Source organism: Roseateles aquae (genome assembly GCF_032337115.1).
Lineage (GTDB): Bacteria > Pseudomonadota > Gammaproteobacteria > Burkholderiales > Burkholderiaceae_C > Roseateles_C > Roseateles_C aquae.
Genome location: NZ_JAVXZY010000012.1, coordinates 41,889 through 57,000, shown reverse-complemented (window position 1 = coordinate 57,000; position 15,112 = coordinate 41,889). Strand labels below are relative to the sequence as shown.

The following is a 15,112-nucleotide window of genomic DNA, read 5'->3' as shown; positions in this document are numbered from 1 at the left end:
GGGTCGGCAGGCCAGGCCTAGGCTGCGCGACGGCGCTGCTCATCAGCGCATTGCCCCCATTGATCGTCAACCGGAGACAGGAGCCTTTCATGCCACAGCTGAGCGCCCAGGATTTCTCGCCCGCCATCCTGAAGTTGTTTGACCAGTACGTGCACGGCGACATCAACCGCCGTGGCTTTCTGGACCAGGCGCAGCGCCATGTCGGCAGCGCCGCAGCCGCACTGGCCACGCTCACCGCGCTGACGCCGCGCTTCGCCGAGGCTCAGCAGGTCAAGCCCGACGATGCCCGGATCAAGACGCGCATCCAGGAATTCGATTCGCCGGCTGGCAATGGCAAGGTGCGCGGCCTCCTGGCCTGGCCGGCCGCTGCCCGTGGCAAGCTGCCGGTGGTGCTGGTGGTGCACGAGAACCGCGGCTTGAACCCGCATATCGAAGACATCGCCCGGCGCCTGGCCGTTGACGGCTTCATCGCCTTCGCACCGGACGCCTTGTTCACTCTCGGCGGCTACCCTGGCGACGAAGACAAGGCCCGCGAACTCTTCCCCAAGCTAGACGCCGCCAAGACGCGCGCCGATTTTGTCGCCGCCGCCCGCGCGCTGCAGAGCCTGCCCGAGGGCAATGGCCGTGTCGGTGTGGTTGGCTTCTGCTTCGGGGGCGGCGTCGCCAACTACCTGGCCACGCAGATCCCCGATCTGGCCGCCGCCGTGCCCTTCTACGGTGCCCAGCCGCCGGCCGCCGAAGTGGCCAAGATCAAGGCGCCGCTGCTGATCCACTATGCCGGCAATGATGAGCGCATCAACGCCGGCTGGCCGGCCTATGAGCAGGCGCTGAAGGCGGCCGGCGTCAGCTACGAGGCCCATGTCTACGAAGGCACGCAGCACGGCTTCAACAACGACACCACGCCGCGCTTCGATGCCAAGGCCGCCGGCCTGGCATGGGCGCGGACGATTGGCTTCTTCAAGGCCAGGCTGGCGTGACCCAGATGCTCAGGCACACCGGCCCGGCTTGCCTGAGCGGCGCTGGCGCAGGCTCAGCGCCGCCAAGCCCAGCGCCATCGTCAGCCAGCTGCCCGGTTCTGGCACCGCCTGCACCGCATTGAAGCCGGCGATCTGCTCGCCGACATAGGCGCCCACCCACTCGTTCAGCGCATTGCCATGCGGGGTTTGTGAGCTCATCGGGTCGACCAGGCCTTCGTCATCGAAGCGGCCGAGGTATTTGTAGAACTCGTAGCGCACCACCAGCGATGCGTCGCCATTGAGGTGCACCGACTTCGAAACCTCGTCGACAAAGCCGGGCTGCAGCACCTGCCATTCGATCTCGATCTCGCTCTTGTCATTGAGCGCCGCGATGGCTGGATTCTCGAAGGCATGATGACCGCCGAGCAGTTCGTTCAGATCGGCGTTCTCCGCCAAGGTGGTCTGCACGATCTTGACCCAGAAGGCATTGGCCCGCGGGTCCACCGGATCGATCTGCTGGGCCTTGATCACCGCGACGACAGGCGCGGCTGGCGCCACCGGCGGCGTGAAGTTGACCGCCGGGATCGCGACGCTGGCGTTGCTCAGCACGCCTGGGGTGGCCGACTCGACCAGCCAGCTGTAGCGGGTCGCCGTCGGCGCGCCCAGGGTGCTGACGCCAAAGTGATCGCAGGGCACATTGGGGTAGTTGACGTTGCCGAAGGTCCAGCAGCTCTCGCCCGGCGTGTTGAAGCTGCCTGAGGCGGTGGAGGCGCTCCAGCTGCCGTTGCTGTAGCTGGCCTGATAGCTGATCTTGACGCCGATCACCTTGCCGCTGCCATCGAGCAGATCGCCGACCAGCGGCAGCCCGTAGCGCTCGACATCGCCGGGCGAGGCGGTGCCGAAGTTGCGGTTCAAGCCGAACACATCGCTGATCTGGCTCCTGTCTATGCCCTCCAGCTCGATCTCGAAACCATGGGCAGTTCGGCCGGTGTCGTTGACCGCGTCGAAGTTGGCCAACGAACCAAAGGTGCTGGTGGCCAGCACCAGCGTGGGCATCAGCAAGAGGCCGGCGGTTGTGAATCGCAACATGATGTTCTCCATCAAGCAAAAGAGTTGAGCGGGGAGGAGGGCCCGGTCGCCCGCCACGGCGGCTGGAGCTGTCTGACAGGCTAGGCGGAGCAAGCTGTCGAAATGCTGTCGATGGGAGCTGGTGTTGCCGATTCAGGGGACAGGCACTGCGGCGCGCGAGCCACAGGCCTTGCGCCGCGGCCGGCGCGCCACCGATGATGCTGGCACGACCCCTTGCGGACCGAAGCCATGCGACTGCTGCTGATCGAGGACGATGAGGCGTTGCGCGAGGCCATGCTGGAGGCGCTGCGCGCCGAGGGCCATGCCGTCGACGCCTTCGGCCGCGGTGCACATGGTCTGGCCGCGTTGCAGGACGCCTGCTATGACGCGCTGGTGCTTGATCTCGGCCTGCCCGATATGGACGGACTGATGCTGCTGCGCCGGCTGCGCGAGCGTGGCGACGGCTTGCCGGTGCTGCTGTTGACGGCCCGCGCCGACTGGCAGGACCGCGTGCGTGGCCTCGACGAAGGTGCCGACGACTACCTTGGCAAGCCCTTCGTGCTGCCCGAGCTGCTGGCACGCCTGCGCGCCTTGGCGCGCCGTCACAGCCTGGCGCATGCGGCGACGCTGCAGCTCGGCGCGCTGAGCCTGGACATCGCGCAGCGCCAGGCCAGCGCTGCCGGCCTGCCACTGGCCCTGACCCCGCGCGAATGGGCGGTGCTGCTCGAGCTGGCGTCCAGCAGCCCGCGCGTCGTGCCCAAGCGGCGCTTGACGCAAAGCCTGAGCGAGTGGGACCACGAAGTCTCGGCCAATGCGATCGAGACCCAGGTGTCACGGCTGCGCCAGAAGCTCGACGGACTGGGGCTGCAGCTGGACACCGTGCGCGGCGTCGGCTACCGGCTGCTGCAGGCGGGGCCATGAGCATGGGCCGGTCGCGCTCGATTCGCCAGCGTCTGGTGCTGGGCCTGGCCTTGCCGTTGATCCTCGTCCTGGGCCTGGCGCTGTGGCTGAACCATCAGGCCGCCCTGGCGCTGGCCGATCAGGCCTTCGACAAGGCCTTGCTCAATGCCGCGGTTGCCTTGTCGGCTCGGCTGGAACTGGACAGCGACAGCGACCTCGACGTCGACCTTCCCAGCTCGGCCCAGGCGGTGTTGCAAACCGACGCCATTGACCGGATGTTCTTTGCCGTTGTCGATCCTGGGCAGCGGCTGGTCTGGGGAGAAGACTGGCTGAACGGCTGCGTCAACACGGCACTGGCTGTCGAACCGCAGGCCGAGTCATTGCATTGCCACGGCCAGTGGCTGCGGGTCCTGCGCCTGGACCGCCAGGGTCCGCTATCGCGCGCCCGCGTGCTGGTTGCCGAGACCACCCACAAGCGCGAGCAGGCCGCCGCTCAGATCCTGCGCAACTCGGCGGCCCTGGGCTTGGCCTTGGGCCTGGCCGCGCTGCTGACGGTCTTTCTGGTGACCCAACGGGTGCTGGCACCGCTGGAAGCGCTGGCCAGGCGGCTGGACCAGAACCATGGCGAACCTCTGCAGGCCTTGGACATCGCCGCCGAGTTGCCGAGCGAGCTGCAAAGCCTGGTCCGGGCGCTCAATGGCCTGCTGGCACGACTGAACGAGCAGGCTGGTGCCCAGCAGGCCTTCATCAGCGACGTCGCCCATCAGCTGCGCACACCGCTGGCCAATCTGGCCTTGCAGCTGCAGCTGCAGGCCCGCGACGCCGCCGCGCCGGGCAGCGCCGCAAGCCTGCGCCGCCAGTCGCTGATGGAAGCAGCGCTGCAGCGCATGCAAAGAATGGTGGCTCAGGTGCTGAGCCTGGCGATGGCCAGCAATGACGCCAGTGCCGGCGAATCGTTGAGCCGGCTCGACCTGCGCGGACTGGCCGAGTCCTGCGCCAGCGAGTTCATCGACGCGGCGCGAGCACGCGGCATCGATCTCGGCTTTGAACTGGCCGAGGCTTGGGTCCAGGGGCGGGCCGAGGCCTTGCACGAGCTGGTCAGCAATCTGCTCGACAACGCCCTGGTCCACGGCCGCCAGGGCGGCACCGTCACCGTCCGCACGGGCGTGTTGCGGACGGAGGCCTTTTTTGAAGTCGAGGACGATGGCCCAGGCATTGCCGCGCCGTTGCGCGAGCAGCTTTTCAAGCGCCACGGTCGCGGACCGGCCAGCAGCGGCAGCGGCCTCGGCCTGGCCATCGTGCAGCGGATTGCTCGCCAGCATGGTGGGCACATCGAACTCGTGCATGGCGAGCCGGGCACGACGGCGCGGCTGCTGTTGCCGCTGGCCTGAGCTGGCCCATCGGCAAGGCCATGGATTGCGCATAATGCGCGCCAACGCAACCCAGGGTTTGACATGGCTGAGCTGACGACTGCCCGACTGCGCGTCCGCGCAATGAACGAGGACGACGCTCCCTTCATGCTGGAGCTGCTCAACCAAGCCAGCTGGTTGCAGTTCATCGGCGATCGCGGTGTCAGGACATTGGCCGACGCCAGGGGCTATATCCGCCAGGGGCCGATGGCGATGATGGAGCGCCATGGCTTTGGCTTTGACGTCGTCGAAGGGCTGAGCGACGGCGCGCCGCTTGGCCTGTGCGGCCTGGCGCAGCGTGACTACCTCGACGCCCCCGACATCGGCTTTGCCTTTCTCGAACGCCATGCCGGCAAGGGGCTGGCCCACGAGGCGGCCGCAGCCGTGCTGGCTGATGCGCAGCAGCGCCTCGGCCTGATGCGCATCCTGGCCACCACCCGCCGCGTCAATCTGCGCTCGCAGGCCTTGCTGAAACGGCTGGGTTTGCAGCTGGAGCGGCTGATCCACCACCCGGAAGACCAGCGCGAGCTGCTGCTGTTCAGCACCGCCGCTTGATTCGTATCCGTCTGACCTCAGACCGCAAAAGACCACTCGCTGAAGCTGGCGTGCTCGGGCCGGTGCTCACGCGCCGCACGTGCCCGGGCCGCCTCGACCCAGCGCTTGGCCAGCGGGAAGGGCCCGAAGCCGCTCTCCGCATTGATGTGGCCGACGGCGCCCAGATTGCTGAAGCTGCTGCCCCAGCGCGTGGCCCAGCGGCGCGCGCTGGCCGCGCTCATCCAGGGGTCGTTCTGGCTGGCGATCAGGGTGCTCGGGATGGCCAGGCGGTGATGCGGCAGGAAATCGGCCAGACCGAATTTGTCCGGCTCGGCCGGCGCCACGAACAGGGCCTGGCGTATCGGTGAATCGGCATGCTCGGCCAGATGATGGGCCAGGGCCAGCGCGCCAAAACTGTGGGCCACGGCGATCCATTCGTCGCTGGCTTCGTCGCTGGTGGCGTGCTCCAGCGTGGTCTGGATGCGTTCGGACCAACGCTGCAGATTCGGATTGCTGAAGTCGCGCTGCACCACGCGGCGCGCATCGCGGAACTGCTGCTGCAGCCAGCTCTGCCAGTGTGTGGGCCCGCTGTCGCGCAGGCCAGGAATGATCAGCAGACGGGGGGGGCGGTAGGCCATGATGGGAACTCCTTACAGCGTGGCAATGGAGACCTCGGTGGACTTCACCAAGGCCACCACATCGCGCCCGACTTGCAGGCCCAGCTCCTTGACCGAACGTGTCGTGATCACCGAGGTGACGATCAGGCCCGATGGCGTCAGTACATCGACCTCGGAGACCACTGGTCCCTCGATGATCTCCTTGACGACGCCGCGGAACTGGTTGCGGACATTGATGGCGGCGATGCTCATGCAGGGCTCCTTGCTCGGGATGGGCCACAGCTTAGGCAGGCCGCCTTCATCGCGGAAGGAAGGGAAGTGCAGCTTCACATGCACGGGCCGCATATGGCATCAGTCGGTATCCTTGTGCCCATGATGCGCACCCGCAACCTTGCTGCCCTGCTGGCTGGCGCCGGTCTTGCGCTCCTGGTCGCCGTGCCTTCGCGGGCGCAACAGCCGCTCGCCGAACCCATGCTCTGGCTCCTGCCCGAGTTCGATGTGGATGAGGCCCAGCAAAAGGCCAATGCCGATAAACACCTGCTGCGGCCATTGACCGACTACTTGATTCAGCACTGGCCCGAGGAACATCACGAGCTGCTGGTGGCCACGGTGCGGCGCCGCTGGAAGCTGATGGCCTCGGCTGAGAAGGCCTGCATTCTGGTCGCCTTGCGTACCCCCGAACGCGAGGCCATCGCCTACTTTCTCGACACCAATCTCTATCCGCCGGTGCAGCTGATTGCACCCCGCAGCCGTATCGGCGAGCTGCCGCGCAATGCGCAGGGCGAGGTCGATCTGGCCCAGCTCTTGCGCCTACCGTCCTGGCACGGCGCCTTGATCGAAGGCCGCAGCTATGGCCCGAAGCTCGACGCGCTGCTGAGCCAGGCCCCGCCGTCGGCACTGAGCTATTACACGCCGCGGGACTTTGGCGAGCGCCTGCTGCAGATGGTGCAGATCGGCCGGGCCGACTACACGATCGAGTTCGATTCAACGCTGAGCCGCAAACGCGAACAGTCCGGCACGATGCAGGAGCTGCTTGCACTCCCCATCCAGGGTATCGGCGAGCCGCTGGTCGCGGCGATCGCCTGCGTGCGCAATGACTGGGGCAGGCAGGCCCTCGTCAAGATCGACGCGCTGCTGCGCACCCCCAAAGGCGTTGCCGCGCTTCGACAGAGCTTTGATCGCTGGATGACGCCGGAAACGCGCGCCCGCTATCTCGATCGGCTGGAGGCCTACCACGCACAGCGCTTGCGTGGCGTGGCGGCTTCGCAAGCCAAACCCTAGCCACTTTGCATGCAGCCCACCAACGCCCGCCCCGAACGCCAGCTCGACACCCGCCATGCACTGGCCCTGTGCGTGGGCATGGTCGTCGGTGCCGGCATCTTCAAGACCTCGCCGATGGTGGCCGAGGCGCTGGCCAGCGACACCCAGCTCTACCTGGCCTGGGCACTGGGCGGCCTGCTGTCCTTCATCGGTGCGCTGTGCTTTGCCGAGCTGGCGGCGGCCTTTCCCGATCCCGGCGGCGATTACCACTTCCTGCGCCGCGCTTTTGGCCAGCGCCTGGGCTTTCTGTTCGCCTGGTCGCGCTTTGCCGTCATCCACACCGGCTCGATGGCGCTGCTGGCCTATGTCTTCGCCGACTACCTGGCCCAGGTGCTGGACCTGCGGCCCTGGCTGGGCGGCCATGCCAATGCCTGGCTGGCGGCGGCGCTGATCGGGCTGCTGACCCTGCTCAATGCGCTGGGCGTGCGCGTCGGCCTGGGCACGCAGCTGGGCCTGATGGGTGTGGTGATCAGCGCCCTGCTGCTGCTCGGTCTGGGCGGCACCAGCCTGGCCTGGCAAGACCTGCCCCCGCAGACGCCGCTCAGTCTTGATCGCGGCGCTGGCCCGGACTGGGGCCAGGCCATGGTCTTTGTGTTCCTGGCCTATGGCGGCTGGAGCGACGCGGCCACGCTGTCGGCTGAGGTGCGCGACGAGCGCCGCGGCATCCAGCGCGCGCTGCTCGGCGGCCTGGCCCTGGTGATGGCGCTCTACCTGCTGGCCAACTGGGCCTATCTGCGCGCGCTGGGCCTGGCCGGACTGGCCAACAGCGAGGCGCCGGCGGCAGCGCTGATGCGCCTGGCCTTCGGCCGGCCCGGCGAGCTGCTGATGGTCGGCCTGGTGACGCTGACCTCGCTGTCGGTGATGAACGCAGTGCTGATCGCCGCGCCGCGCACCACCTATGCCGCGGCGCGCGATCTGGCCGCCGAGCTGCACTTGGCGCGCTGGGACGCCCGCCGCGGCACGCCGCTGGCGGCGCTGCTGGCGACCAGCGGCGTGGCGCTGGCCCTGGTGGCCTTCGGCGCCTTCACCCGCGACGGCTTCTCGACCATGGTCGACTACCTGTCGCCGGTCTACTGGTTCTTCATGACGCTCAGCGGCCTGGCCCTGCTGCGCCTGCGCCAGCGGGAGCCCAGCGTGCCGCGGCCCTTCAAGGTGCCGCTGTACCCGCTGCTGCCGCTGCTGTTCGCCGGCTGCAGCGCCTATGTGCTGTGGGCCAGCCTGGTCTATGTCAGCGCCGGGGCGCTGGTCGGTGTGGCGGTGTTGGCCATCGGTGCGCTGCTGCTGGCCGTGCTCGGCCGCAGGCACTGATCGTATGAGTTAGCCAGCGGCCAGCCAGACCTCCAGCTCCGGCCACAGCTGCGGCTGGCGGAAGAAGCCGAAATGGCCGATGCGGCGCAGGCCATGGGCGCGAGGCTGCAACTCGCGATGCTGGATGCGCGCGGCGCTGAAGCGATGGAGCAGATCGCGTACGGTGGCCGGCGGCGCGAAACCCCGGTCGTCGCTGACCGACAGCGCCAGCAACTCACCGCGAAAGGCCGCATAGCCGGCCGTGTCCAGGCCCGGCTCGCTGAACAGATAGCCAGGCATCAGGCTCCAGCGCCGCCATTCGCGCGCCACGCCGGGGGGCAGGTCTTGCCCGATGCCGGCCCAGCCTGGCACATGGCCGAGCAGGCGCAAGAGCAGCGGCATCGCCAGGCCCCAGGCCAGCAACAGGCGCGGCCACTGCGCCTTGGGGTAGAGCCGCCAGTGGCAGGTGCCGCTGGCGATCAGCGCCATCCGCGGCAGCCGCGCCAGCGACGGTGCCAGGCCGCTGAGATTGCCGCCCGAGCTGTGGCCGAGCAGGCAGATCTGCGCCCAGTCGTAGCCGAGCCGCTGATGCGCGTGCTGCAGCGCCGCCTCCAGATCGAGCTGGCCCCAGTCGCGCAGCCGGGCCGCGTCGGCCGCGGCGGGGCCCTGGCGCGAGGCGGCAATGCCGCGCACATCCCAGCTCAGCACATCCCAGCCGCGCTGGGCAAAGTGGCGCGCAAAGGCGGTGTAGAAGCGCTGCGGCACGCCGGTGGCCGGGCTGATCAGCAGGAGGCCGCGGCTGGGCGTCGCGCTGCCCTTGAAGAAGCGGCCGGCCAGCGGGCGGCCATCGGCGCAGGTGATGGTGAGTTCTTCCACGTGAGGCTCGTTGATGTGAGTGCAGTCCATTTCGGCCAGCTTAAGATGTGGAGCCGACTCCACAGTCAAGCGCTTTTTTCGCGCCCTGCCTCACCGCCATGCGCATTGCCGAGATCGAACGCCGCGCCGGCCTCAGCCGCGACACGCTGCGCTACTACGAGCGCATCGGCCTGATCTCGCCGCCGCGCCGCGGCGCCAACAACTACCGCGAATACGAGGCCCACAACCTGGTCGAGCTGGGCTTCATCCGCCGCGCCCAGGAGATCGGCTTCACGCTGGACGAAATCCGCGCGGCCCTGCCGCATCTACGCCAGCCGCCCGATCACTGCCCGGATCTGATCGCCGCCTTGCAGGCCAAACGCGCGCAGATCGCCGAGCGGCTGGCCGCGGAGCAGCTGCGGCTGCAGCGGGTTGACGAGATGCTGGCCCGGCTGAACGCGCCCGGCAAGACCTGACCCCAAGCGATGACCATCTCGCTCAGAGCATCTTCAGCGGCAGCGGCGCCTCGCTCTTGACGCAGCGGATGGCGAAGTTGCTGGTGATGTCCTGCACCATCGGGTGGGCCTGCAGCTTGCGAACGATCTGCTCATAGTCCGGCAGATCGCGGACGACCACCTCAAGCAGGTAGTCGTGGGCGCCGGAGACCACATGGCAGGCCACCACCTCGGCCATGGCTTGCATCGCCGCCTCGAACAGGCGCACCGCATCCTCGCGATGGTGCATCAGCCGCACATTGACGAAGACCGTGGTCGCCAGCTGCAGCTGCTTGCGGTCCAGCACCGCGCGGTAGCCGCTGATGAAGCCCTCGTCCTCCAGCCGTTTGAGCCGGCGCGCACAGGGGCTGGCCGACAGCGCCACCCGTTGCGCCAGCTCGCTGACGCCCAGGCGGCCCTCGCGTTGCAGCAGTTCCAAGAGTTGGATGTCGATGCGGTCCATGGTGGCCGGCCCGGATGCCATCACGGGTCAAAGGTGGAAATCGCCAATTTTCTTCCATTGTTTGATCAATATCGGCTCAGGCAAACGGTTTTCTCAGCGATCTTGATGATTTCAGCCGCTGCCCTCTGACGAGAATTCCCGCTTCCTAGTAGTAACCCTGAATCGCCATGCCAGCCCCCGCGCGCCCCACCACGACCCTCACCCCACTGCCGGCCGGCGCCGCGCTGCCCACTCAGGCACTGAACCCGAGCCTGTTCGCCAACCCGGCCGTGCTTGGCGGTCTGGCGCTGGCCTTGACCGTGGCCATCTGGGCCGGTTTCTTCATCTCGCTGCGCGCTGGGGCCCGTGCCCATCTGGCGCCGGCCGAGCTGGCGCTGATCCGCTTCTTGCCGGCAGGCCTGGTGTTTGCGCCGGTGCTGTGGCGCCGCCGCGAGCGCTTTGCCGCGCTGCCGCTGCGCCTGTGGCTGAGCATCGTCGCCGGCGCTGGCCTGCCTTACTTCCTGGTCGCCGGCACCGGCATGCGCCATGCGCCGGTGGTCGACGGCAGCACGCTGATCCCCGGCACCATCCCACTCTTCGTCGCCCTGCTGGCCGCCGCCGCTCAAGGGCGCCAGGCGCTGTCGCGCTGGCCGGCCCTGCTGATGATTGGCAGCGGCGTGGCCACCTTGCTGGCCTGGCACCACGGCGAGGGTGAACTGGCCCAGGGCTATGCGCTGTTCCTGCTCGGCAGCCTGATGTGGGCCAACTACACGCTGGCACTGCGGGCCGCGAAGCTCGCGCCGGTCGAGGCGGCAGCACTGATCTCCTGCGTCTCGTTGCTGCTGCTGGCGCCCTGGCTGATCTGGCATCCGCCGCTGGGCCTGCTGGCGCTGCCGGCCTCGCAGTTCTGGCTGCATCTGGGCCTGCAGGGCCTGGGCGTGGGCCTAGTGTCGACGCTGAGCTATTCCTATGCCATCGCCCGGCTGGGCGCCCAACGCGCGGCCACCGGCGGTGCCTTGGCGCCGGTGCTGGCCGCACTGCTGGCCATGCCGGTGTTCGGCGAATTCCCGGACAGCGCCTCGGTGATCGGCATGGTGCTGATCATTGCCGGCGTGATCTGGAGCCAGCGCTGATCAGTTCCCGCGGTAGAACGGCAGCGCCGCGACCCGGGCGTTGATGCTGGCCAGCATCTGCTGGTAGCCCAGACCACCGACGCCGCCATAGCGAGACTTGAAATCGGCATCGCTGAGGAATTCGGGCAGGTCGGCGACCACCGGCATGAAGTCCAGCTCGCGCAGCCCGGGTTTGAGCAGCAGCATTTGCAGCCGCAGCGGATCGCTGGCTGCCAGCAAACCCAACTGCGTGCCGGCGCGGTCGGCCGCGATGTCGTTGAAGGAGAAGCCGCTGCCGCCGTGCGAGTCGGCGACTTCCTTGTAGATACCGATCGCATCGGCCAGCGGCCCGCCGCCTTCGATGGCGAGCACGGTCGAGATCAGGAAGTGCTGCGCGAAATCGTCGCGCTGGTCCAAGGTCAGCAGCAGCGGCGCCGCGCGTGGCCAGGCCCGCGCCGCCGGCAGCAATTTGCTCCAGTGCTGGCCGCTGGCATGCAGGGCCAGTGTCAGCAGCGCCGTCAGGTTTTCGCGGCCGGGCTCGGCGCCGGCGGCTGTGCGCTGCCGTACCAGCTCGAACATCGCCGGCAGCAGCTCGGCCAGCGAAGCCGCTTCGCCCGGCTTGCGCGCCTGGCAGAGCCTCACCAGATGGCCGTTGTAGGCCTCGGCCAGCGGCACGTCCCGGCGCGGCCACAGCGTGCTGAGCATCTGATCTAGGCTGTCCTGCCGCCACTCGTAGCTGAGGCTGAGCTGCTGCGGCGCAAAGCCGATGTGCTTGATCAGATCGACGGCCAGATCGGCCTCGGCCTGCACGCTCATCCGCTGCACCAGCTCGCGCAGCGCCCACACGGCCACCCAGCGCGGCACCGGCAGCTGGCCCAGCCGCAGCCGCTGCACCTCTGGCCAGCCGCCGGTTTCCCGCAGCTCGGCGCGCAGATTCAGCCAGGGGCCGCTGCCATCGCGGCGCAGGGCGATGCTGGCTGCCAGACTGGCCTCGTGCGGGCGCATCGTCAGCGCAGCGCCGGCCGGGCGGAAATGCGCCAACGCCTGGCCAATCAGCAGCTCCAGATCGGCGCGCTCCAGCGCCACCACGCGCACGCCGCCGGGCGGCAGCTGGCGCGGGTCCTGGCGGGCCAGCCGGCTCTTGATCTGCAGCAGCCGCTCGGCATCGGCCTTGCCGGCCAGCGGCGCCGCCGGCTCGCCCTGCAGCGCCAAGCCAAGGACCAGCAGCACGGTGACCAGGGGCAGCAGGAGCAAGGTCCAGAACAGCGGGCGCACGAGTTTCTTCATCGCTGCATTGTCGCCAGCTGGAACAATGCCGGCATGATTTCACCCCTGCCACCGCTGGCCATCCTCGAGCTGCAGACCTGGGCCCGCGGCGATGGCCTGCTCGGCATGCGTCCGGCCGGCAAGCTGGGGCCGCGCGGCGATCAGCTGACGGTGATGCGCTTGTTCCTGCCGGCCGCCGGCGGCCTGCCCGAGCAGGCGCTGCGCCGCGGCGATGCCACACACACGGCCTTGCTGCAAAGGCTGGCCGCCTTGGGCGCCCAGCCGGTCGAGCCGGCCCAGCTGCAGTGGCGGCAAAACCCGGCGCCGGTGATCGCCAGCGGCAGCCTGTGGACGCTGGTGCAGGAAGCCCAGTTCGCCGATCTGCTCGACGAACAGGCCCCGGCGCTGGAGGCCGAGGGCTGGCAGATCCGCCTGCTGTCCGGCTTTGCCCACCACAGCCAGGCCATCAATGCCTGGGCGCTGGATCTGTCGCCCGACGAGGCCGCCGCCGCCCGCCAACTCAGCCCGACCGCGCTGGCCCGGCGCCAGGGTGCCTGGCTGCTCAGCCTGGGCATCGAGGTCGAAGGCGAGAAGATCGACCTGGCCCCGCTGATCGCCGACCTGCTGCGTCGCGACAAGCGCTGGCTGCGCGTCGATCTGCTGGAAGAGATCGACCCGGCCGCCGTGATCCGGCTGCGCGCGCCGGGCGGTCGGCGCCTGCACACGCCGGCTGCGCCACTGAAAACCCTGCTGGGCCAGCTGCTCGATCTGCTGGGCAACAGCAGCGCGCTGGCTCGCGGCGGCCCGATCCGGCTGAACGACTGGGATGCCGACCGCCTGGCCGCCTTTGATGAGGCTCCCGGCCGCTGGCAGATCGCCGGCGACGCCGGCCTGCGCGCGCTGGGCCAACGCCTGCTCGCCGTGGGCGCGCCACCGCCGGTGGCCGAACCTCCGGGGCTGGGCCTGCAACTGCGGCCCTACCAGCTGCAGGGTCTGGCCTGGCTGCAATACCTGCGCGCCCAGGGCCTGGGCGGCATCCTGGCCGACGAGATGGGCCTGGGCAAGACGGCGCAGGCGCTGGCCCATGTCTGGCAGGAAAAGCTGGCCGGGCGGCTGGACCGGCCGGCCCTGGTCATCATGCCGACCTCGCTGCTGTTCAACTGGCAGCAGGAGGCCGCCCGCGTGGCGCCGGGCCTGCGCGTGCTGCTGCTGCATGGCCCCGATCGCGCCGCGCTGTGGCCGCAGATGGCCGAGCACGACCTGCTGCTGTGCAGCTATGGCCTAGTCTGGCGCGATCTGCGCGCGCTCATGGCCCAGCCCTTTCATCTGCTGATCCTCGACGAGGCCCAGGCAGTCAAGAACGCCCATGCCCGCGCCGCCCGGGCGCTGCGCCGGCTGCAGGCCCGGCACCGGCTGGCCATGACGGGCACGCCGCTGGAAAACCATCTGGGTGAGCTGTGGTCACAGTTCGACTTTCTGCTGCCGGGGCTGCTGGGCGATGCGCGCAGCTTTGCCCGCCATTGGCGCAAACCGATCGAGGTCAATGGCGAGGGGCCGCGGGCGCGCTTGCTGGCCGCGCGGGTGCGCCCCTTCATCCTGCGCCGGAAGAAGGACGAGGTGGCCGTCGAGCTGCCGCCGCGCAGCGAGATCATCAAGCGGGTCAGCCTGCAGGGGCAGCAGAAATCGCTGTACGAAAGCGTGCGTGTGGCGGCAGACCATCAGGTGCGCCGCATCCTGGCCCGCCAGGGCTTTGGCGGCCAGCTGATCAGCGTGCTGGACGCCATGCTCAAGCTGCGCCAGGTCTGCTGCGACCCGCATCTGCTCAAGGGCATGAGCCTGCCCCCGGGCGTCGAACGCGCCAAGCTGGACTGGCTGCGCGAGACCCTGCCCGACTGGCTGGCCCAGGGCCGGCGGGTCTTGGTGTTCTCGCAGTTCACCGAGATGCTGGGCCTTTTGAGCACCGAACTGCGGGCCTTGCAGCTGCCGCATCTGCTGCTCAGCGGCGATACGCCGGCGGCCAGGCGCGGCGAGATCGTCGGCCAGTTCCAGGCCCTGCAATGCCCGCTGCTGCTGGCCAGCCTGAAGGCCGGCGGCGTCGGCCTGAACCTGACCGCGGCCGATACCGTGCTGCATCTGGACCCTTGGTGGAACCCGGCCGTCCAGGCCCAGGCCAGCGCCCGTGCCCACCGGATCGGCCAGGACAAACCGGTCTTTGTCTATCAGCTGCTGGTGCAGGGCAGCATCGAAGAGCGGATGCTGGAATTGCAGCAAAGGAAGCGTGATCTGGCCGAGGGCGTGCTGGGCAGCGACAGCGGCACGCGGCTCGACAAGTTCAGCGCGCCCGATCTCGAACGGCTGCTGGCACCGCTGGAAGATGCCGACGATTGATGTGTGAGCCTGCGCTCACTTGCGTAAATTCTCCCGAATTTGCGCGTCAGAAATGACAAAAGCGCCCGGAGGCGCTTGTGGCGGGACGCCGTGATGGCGTCCGTAGGAGGCTGGGCGGCTCAGCGCTTGCGGTCGAAACGCTGGGCGCGGGCCAGGCTGCGGCGGTCGCATCCCAGGCTGCCGCATTCAAAGGCTTCGTGCTTGCGACCCTTGTCGGCGTTCCACTCCGGCATCGGGATGGGGCGCGGCTGGGTTTCGGTGCGATGTTGTGACTTCATCATCATGGCGGAGACCTTTTCTCTCTGGGCCTGCCGGCTTGATTTCCCGGCGGGTTGACGCTCTAACGAGGGTCGCGTCCGGCCGGTTGACAGCGAATTCACAAAAATTTTCAAAAACTTTTGGCCGCGGCAAAGCGCCGGCGACGAACCCATGCGCCTGGCCGCTGTTCGCCCGGCCGTCGCCTC

16 protein-coding genes are annotated in these 15,112 nt (G+C 68.7%); 9 read left to right on the top strand and 7 right to left on the bottom strand.

All coding sequences use genetic code 11. From position 1 onward, the window contains the following. The first annotated feature begins 89 nt into the window (after nt 1–89). A complete protein-coding gene (locus tag RQP53_RS22165) occupies nt 90–977 on the top strand; it encodes a dienelactone hydrolase family protein (protein ID WP_315652888.1) in 888 nt (295 codons plus the stop codon). Nucleotides 978–986: 9 nt separating this feature from the next. On the opposite strand, the gene RQP53_RS22160 is transcribed toward RQP53_RS22165, so the two are convergent. Then, a complete protein-coding gene (locus tag RQP53_RS22160; protein ID WP_315652887.1) occupies nt 987–2,045 on the bottom strand; it encodes a PEP-CTERM sorting domain-containing protein in 1,059 nt (352 codons plus the stop codon). Between the two features lie 228 nt (nt 2,046–2,273). Here RQP53_RS22160 and RQP53_RS22155 point away from each other — a divergent pair, with 228 nt between their 5' ends. From RQP53_RS22155 to RQP53_RS22145, 3 genes are all read left to right on the top strand, one after another. After that, entirely contained in the window at nt 2,274–2,945 is a 672-nt protein-coding gene (locus RQP53_RS22155; RefSeq protein ID WP_315652886.1) for a response regulator, read from the top strand. Beyond that, complete coding sequence (locus RQP53_RS22150) at nt 2,942–4,315, top strand: sensor histidine kinase (protein ID WP_315652885.1); 1,374 nt, start codon at nt 2,942–2,944, stop codon at nt 4,313–4,315. Before RQP53_RS22155 ends, RQP53_RS22150 begins: the two co-directional genes overlap by 4 nt. A gap of 63 nt (nt 4,316–4,378) precedes the next feature. Beyond that, nucleotides 4,379–4,888: a GNAT family N-acetyltransferase gene (locus tag RQP53_RS22145; RefSeq protein ID WP_315652884.1), complete on the top strand. Its 510-nt coding sequence runs from the start codon at nt 4,379–4,381 to the stop codon at nt 4,886–4,888. A gap of 17 nt (nt 4,889–4,905) precedes the next feature. Here the strand turns inward: RQP53_RS22145 and RQP53_RS22140 are convergent, their stop codons facing one another. Together RQP53_RS22140 and RQP53_RS22135 are read right to left on the bottom strand one after the other, a co-directional pair. Then, nucleotides 4,906–5,505: an RBBP9/YdeN family alpha/beta hydrolase gene (locus RQP53_RS22140; RefSeq protein ID WP_315652883.1), complete on the bottom strand. Its 600-nt coding sequence runs from the start codon at nt 5,503–5,505 to the stop codon at nt 4,906–4,908. 12 nt (nt 5,506–5,517) lie between these two features. Further along, entirely contained in the window at nt 5,518–5,736 is a 219-nt protein-coding gene (locus RQP53_RS22135; RefSeq protein WP_315652882.1) for a TOBE domain-containing protein, read from the bottom strand. 120 nt (nt 5,737–5,856) lie between these two features. Between RQP53_RS22135 and RQP53_RS22130 the strand changes: the two genes are divergently transcribed. Together RQP53_RS22130 and RQP53_RS22125 are read left to right on the top strand one after the other, a co-directional pair. Beyond that, on the top strand, nt 5,857–6,765 hold the full coding sequence (locus RQP53_RS22130; protein ID WP_315652881.1) for a hypothetical protein: 909 nt from the start codon (nt 5,857–5,859) through the stop codon (nt 6,763–6,765). Between the two features lie 9 nt (nt 6,766–6,774). Further along, nucleotides 6,775–8,112 (top strand): APC family permease, encoded by a 1,338-nt coding sequence (locus RQP53_RS22125; protein WP_315652880.1) that lies wholly within the window; start codon nt 6,775–6,777, stop codon nt 8,110–8,112. 9 nt (nt 8,113–8,121) lie between these two features. On the opposite strand, the gene RQP53_RS22120 is transcribed toward RQP53_RS22125, so the two are convergent. Then, nucleotides 8,122–8,967, bottom strand: coding sequence for an alpha/beta hydrolase family protein (locus RQP53_RS22120; RefSeq protein ID WP_315652879.1), 846 nt, complete (start codon nt 8,965–8,967; stop codon nt 8,122–8,124). A gap of 98 nt (nt 8,968–9,065) precedes the next feature. Here RQP53_RS22120 and RQP53_RS22115 point away from each other — a divergent pair, with 98 nt between their 5' ends. Beyond that, nucleotides 9,066–9,422: a MerR family transcriptional regulator gene (locus RQP53_RS22115; protein ID WP_315652878.1), complete on the top strand. Its 357-nt coding sequence runs from the start codon at nt 9,066–9,068 to the stop codon at nt 9,420–9,422. A gap of 22 nt (nt 9,423–9,444) precedes the next feature. Here RQP53_RS22115 and RQP53_RS22110 read toward each other — a convergent pair whose 3' ends face one another. After that, nucleotides 9,445–9,924, bottom strand: a complete 480-nt coding sequence (locus RQP53_RS22110; RefSeq protein ID WP_315652877.1) for an Lrp/AsnC family transcriptional regulator — start codon at nt 9,922–9,924, stop codon at nt 9,445–9,447. A 146-nt stretch (nt 9,925–10,070) separates the two neighbouring features. Here RQP53_RS22110 and RQP53_RS22105 point away from each other — a divergent pair, with 146 nt between their 5' ends. After that, nucleotides 10,071–11,015, top strand: coding sequence for a DMT family transporter (locus tag RQP53_RS22105; protein ID WP_315652876.1), 945 nt, complete (start codon nt 10,071–10,073; stop codon nt 11,013–11,015). Here the strand turns inward: RQP53_RS22105 and RQP53_RS22100 are convergent, their stop codons facing one another. After that, nucleotides 11,016–12,281: a hypothetical protein gene (locus tag RQP53_RS22100; protein ID WP_315652875.1), complete on the bottom strand. Its 1,266-nt coding sequence runs from the start codon at nt 12,279–12,281 to the stop codon at nt 11,016–11,018. Nucleotides 12,282–12,314: 33 nt separating this feature from the next. Here RQP53_RS22100 and RQP53_RS22095 point away from each other — a divergent pair, with 33 nt between their 5' ends. Further along, nucleotides 12,315–14,648 (top strand): DEAD/DEAH box helicase, encoded by a 2,334-nt coding sequence (locus RQP53_RS22095; RefSeq protein ID WP_315652874.1) that lies wholly within the window; start codon nt 12,315–12,317, stop codon nt 14,646–14,648. Nucleotides 14,649–14,767: 119 nt separating this feature from the next. Here the strand turns inward: RQP53_RS22095 and RQP53_RS22090 are convergent, their stop codons facing one another. Continuing rightward, on the bottom strand, nt 14,768–14,929 hold the full coding sequence (locus RQP53_RS22090) for a hypothetical protein (RefSeq protein ID WP_315652873.1): 162 nt from the start codon (nt 14,927–14,929) through the stop codon (nt 14,768–14,770). Nucleotides 14,930–15,112 lie beyond the last annotated feature (183 nt).

Excerpts from the sequence above, each read along its gene's own strand:
- RQP53_RS22165 (WP_315652888.1), top strand. The coding sequence starts at position 90 with ATGCCACAGCTGAGCGCCCAGGATTTCTCGCCCGCCATCCTGAAGTTG.
- RQP53_RS22160 (WP_315652887.1), bottom strand. The coding sequence starts at position 2,045 with ATGTTGCGATTCACAACCGCCGGCCTCTTGCTGATGCCCACGCTGGTG.
- RQP53_RS22155 (WP_315652886.1), top strand. The coding sequence starts at position 2,274 with ATGCGACTGCTGCTGATCGAGGACGATGAGGCGTTGCGCGAGGCCATG.
- RQP53_RS22150 (WP_315652885.1), top strand. The coding sequence starts at position 2,942 with ATGAGCATGGGCCGGTCGCGCTCGATTCGCCAGCGTCTGGTGCTGGGC.
- RQP53_RS22145 (WP_315652884.1), top strand. The coding sequence starts at position 4,379 with ATGGCTGAGCTGACGACTGCCCGACTGCGCGTCCGCGCAATGAACGAG.
- RQP53_RS22140 (WP_315652883.1), bottom strand. The coding sequence starts at position 5,505 with ATGGCCTACCGCCCCCCCCGTCTGCTGATCATTCCTGGCCTGCGCGAC.
- RQP53_RS22135 (WP_315652882.1), bottom strand. The coding sequence starts at position 5,736 with ATGAGCATCGCCGCCATCAATGTCCGCAACCAGTTCCGCGGCGTCGTC.
- RQP53_RS22130 (WP_315652881.1), top strand. The coding sequence starts at position 5,857 with ATGATGCGCACCCGCAACCTTGCTGCCCTGCTGGCTGGCGCCGGTCTT.
- RQP53_RS22125 (WP_315652880.1), top strand. The coding sequence starts at position 6,775 with ATGCAGCCCACCAACGCCCGCCCCGAACGCCAGCTCGACACCCGCCAT.
- RQP53_RS22115 (WP_315652878.1), top strand. The coding sequence starts at position 9,066 with ATGCGCATTGCCGAGATCGAACGCCGCGCCGGCCTCAGCCGCGACACG.
- RQP53_RS22110 (WP_315652877.1), bottom strand. The coding sequence starts at position 9,924 with ATGGCATCCGGGCCGGCCACCATGGACCGCATCGACATCCAACTCTTG.
- RQP53_RS22105 (WP_315652876.1), top strand. The coding sequence starts at position 10,071 with ATGCCAGCCCCCGCGCGCCCCACCACGACCCTCACCCCACTGCCGGCC.
- RQP53_RS22100 (WP_315652875.1), bottom strand. The coding sequence starts at position 12,281 with ATGAAGAAACTCGTGCGCCCGCTGTTCTGGACCTTGCTCCTGCTGCCC.
- RQP53_RS22095 (WP_315652874.1), top strand. The coding sequence starts at position 12,315 with ATGATTTCACCCCTGCCACCGCTGGCCATCCTCGAGCTGCAGACCTGG.
- RQP53_RS22090 (WP_315652873.1), bottom strand. The coding sequence starts at position 14,929 with ATGATGAAGTCACAACATCGCACCGAAACCCAGCCGCGCCCCATCCCG.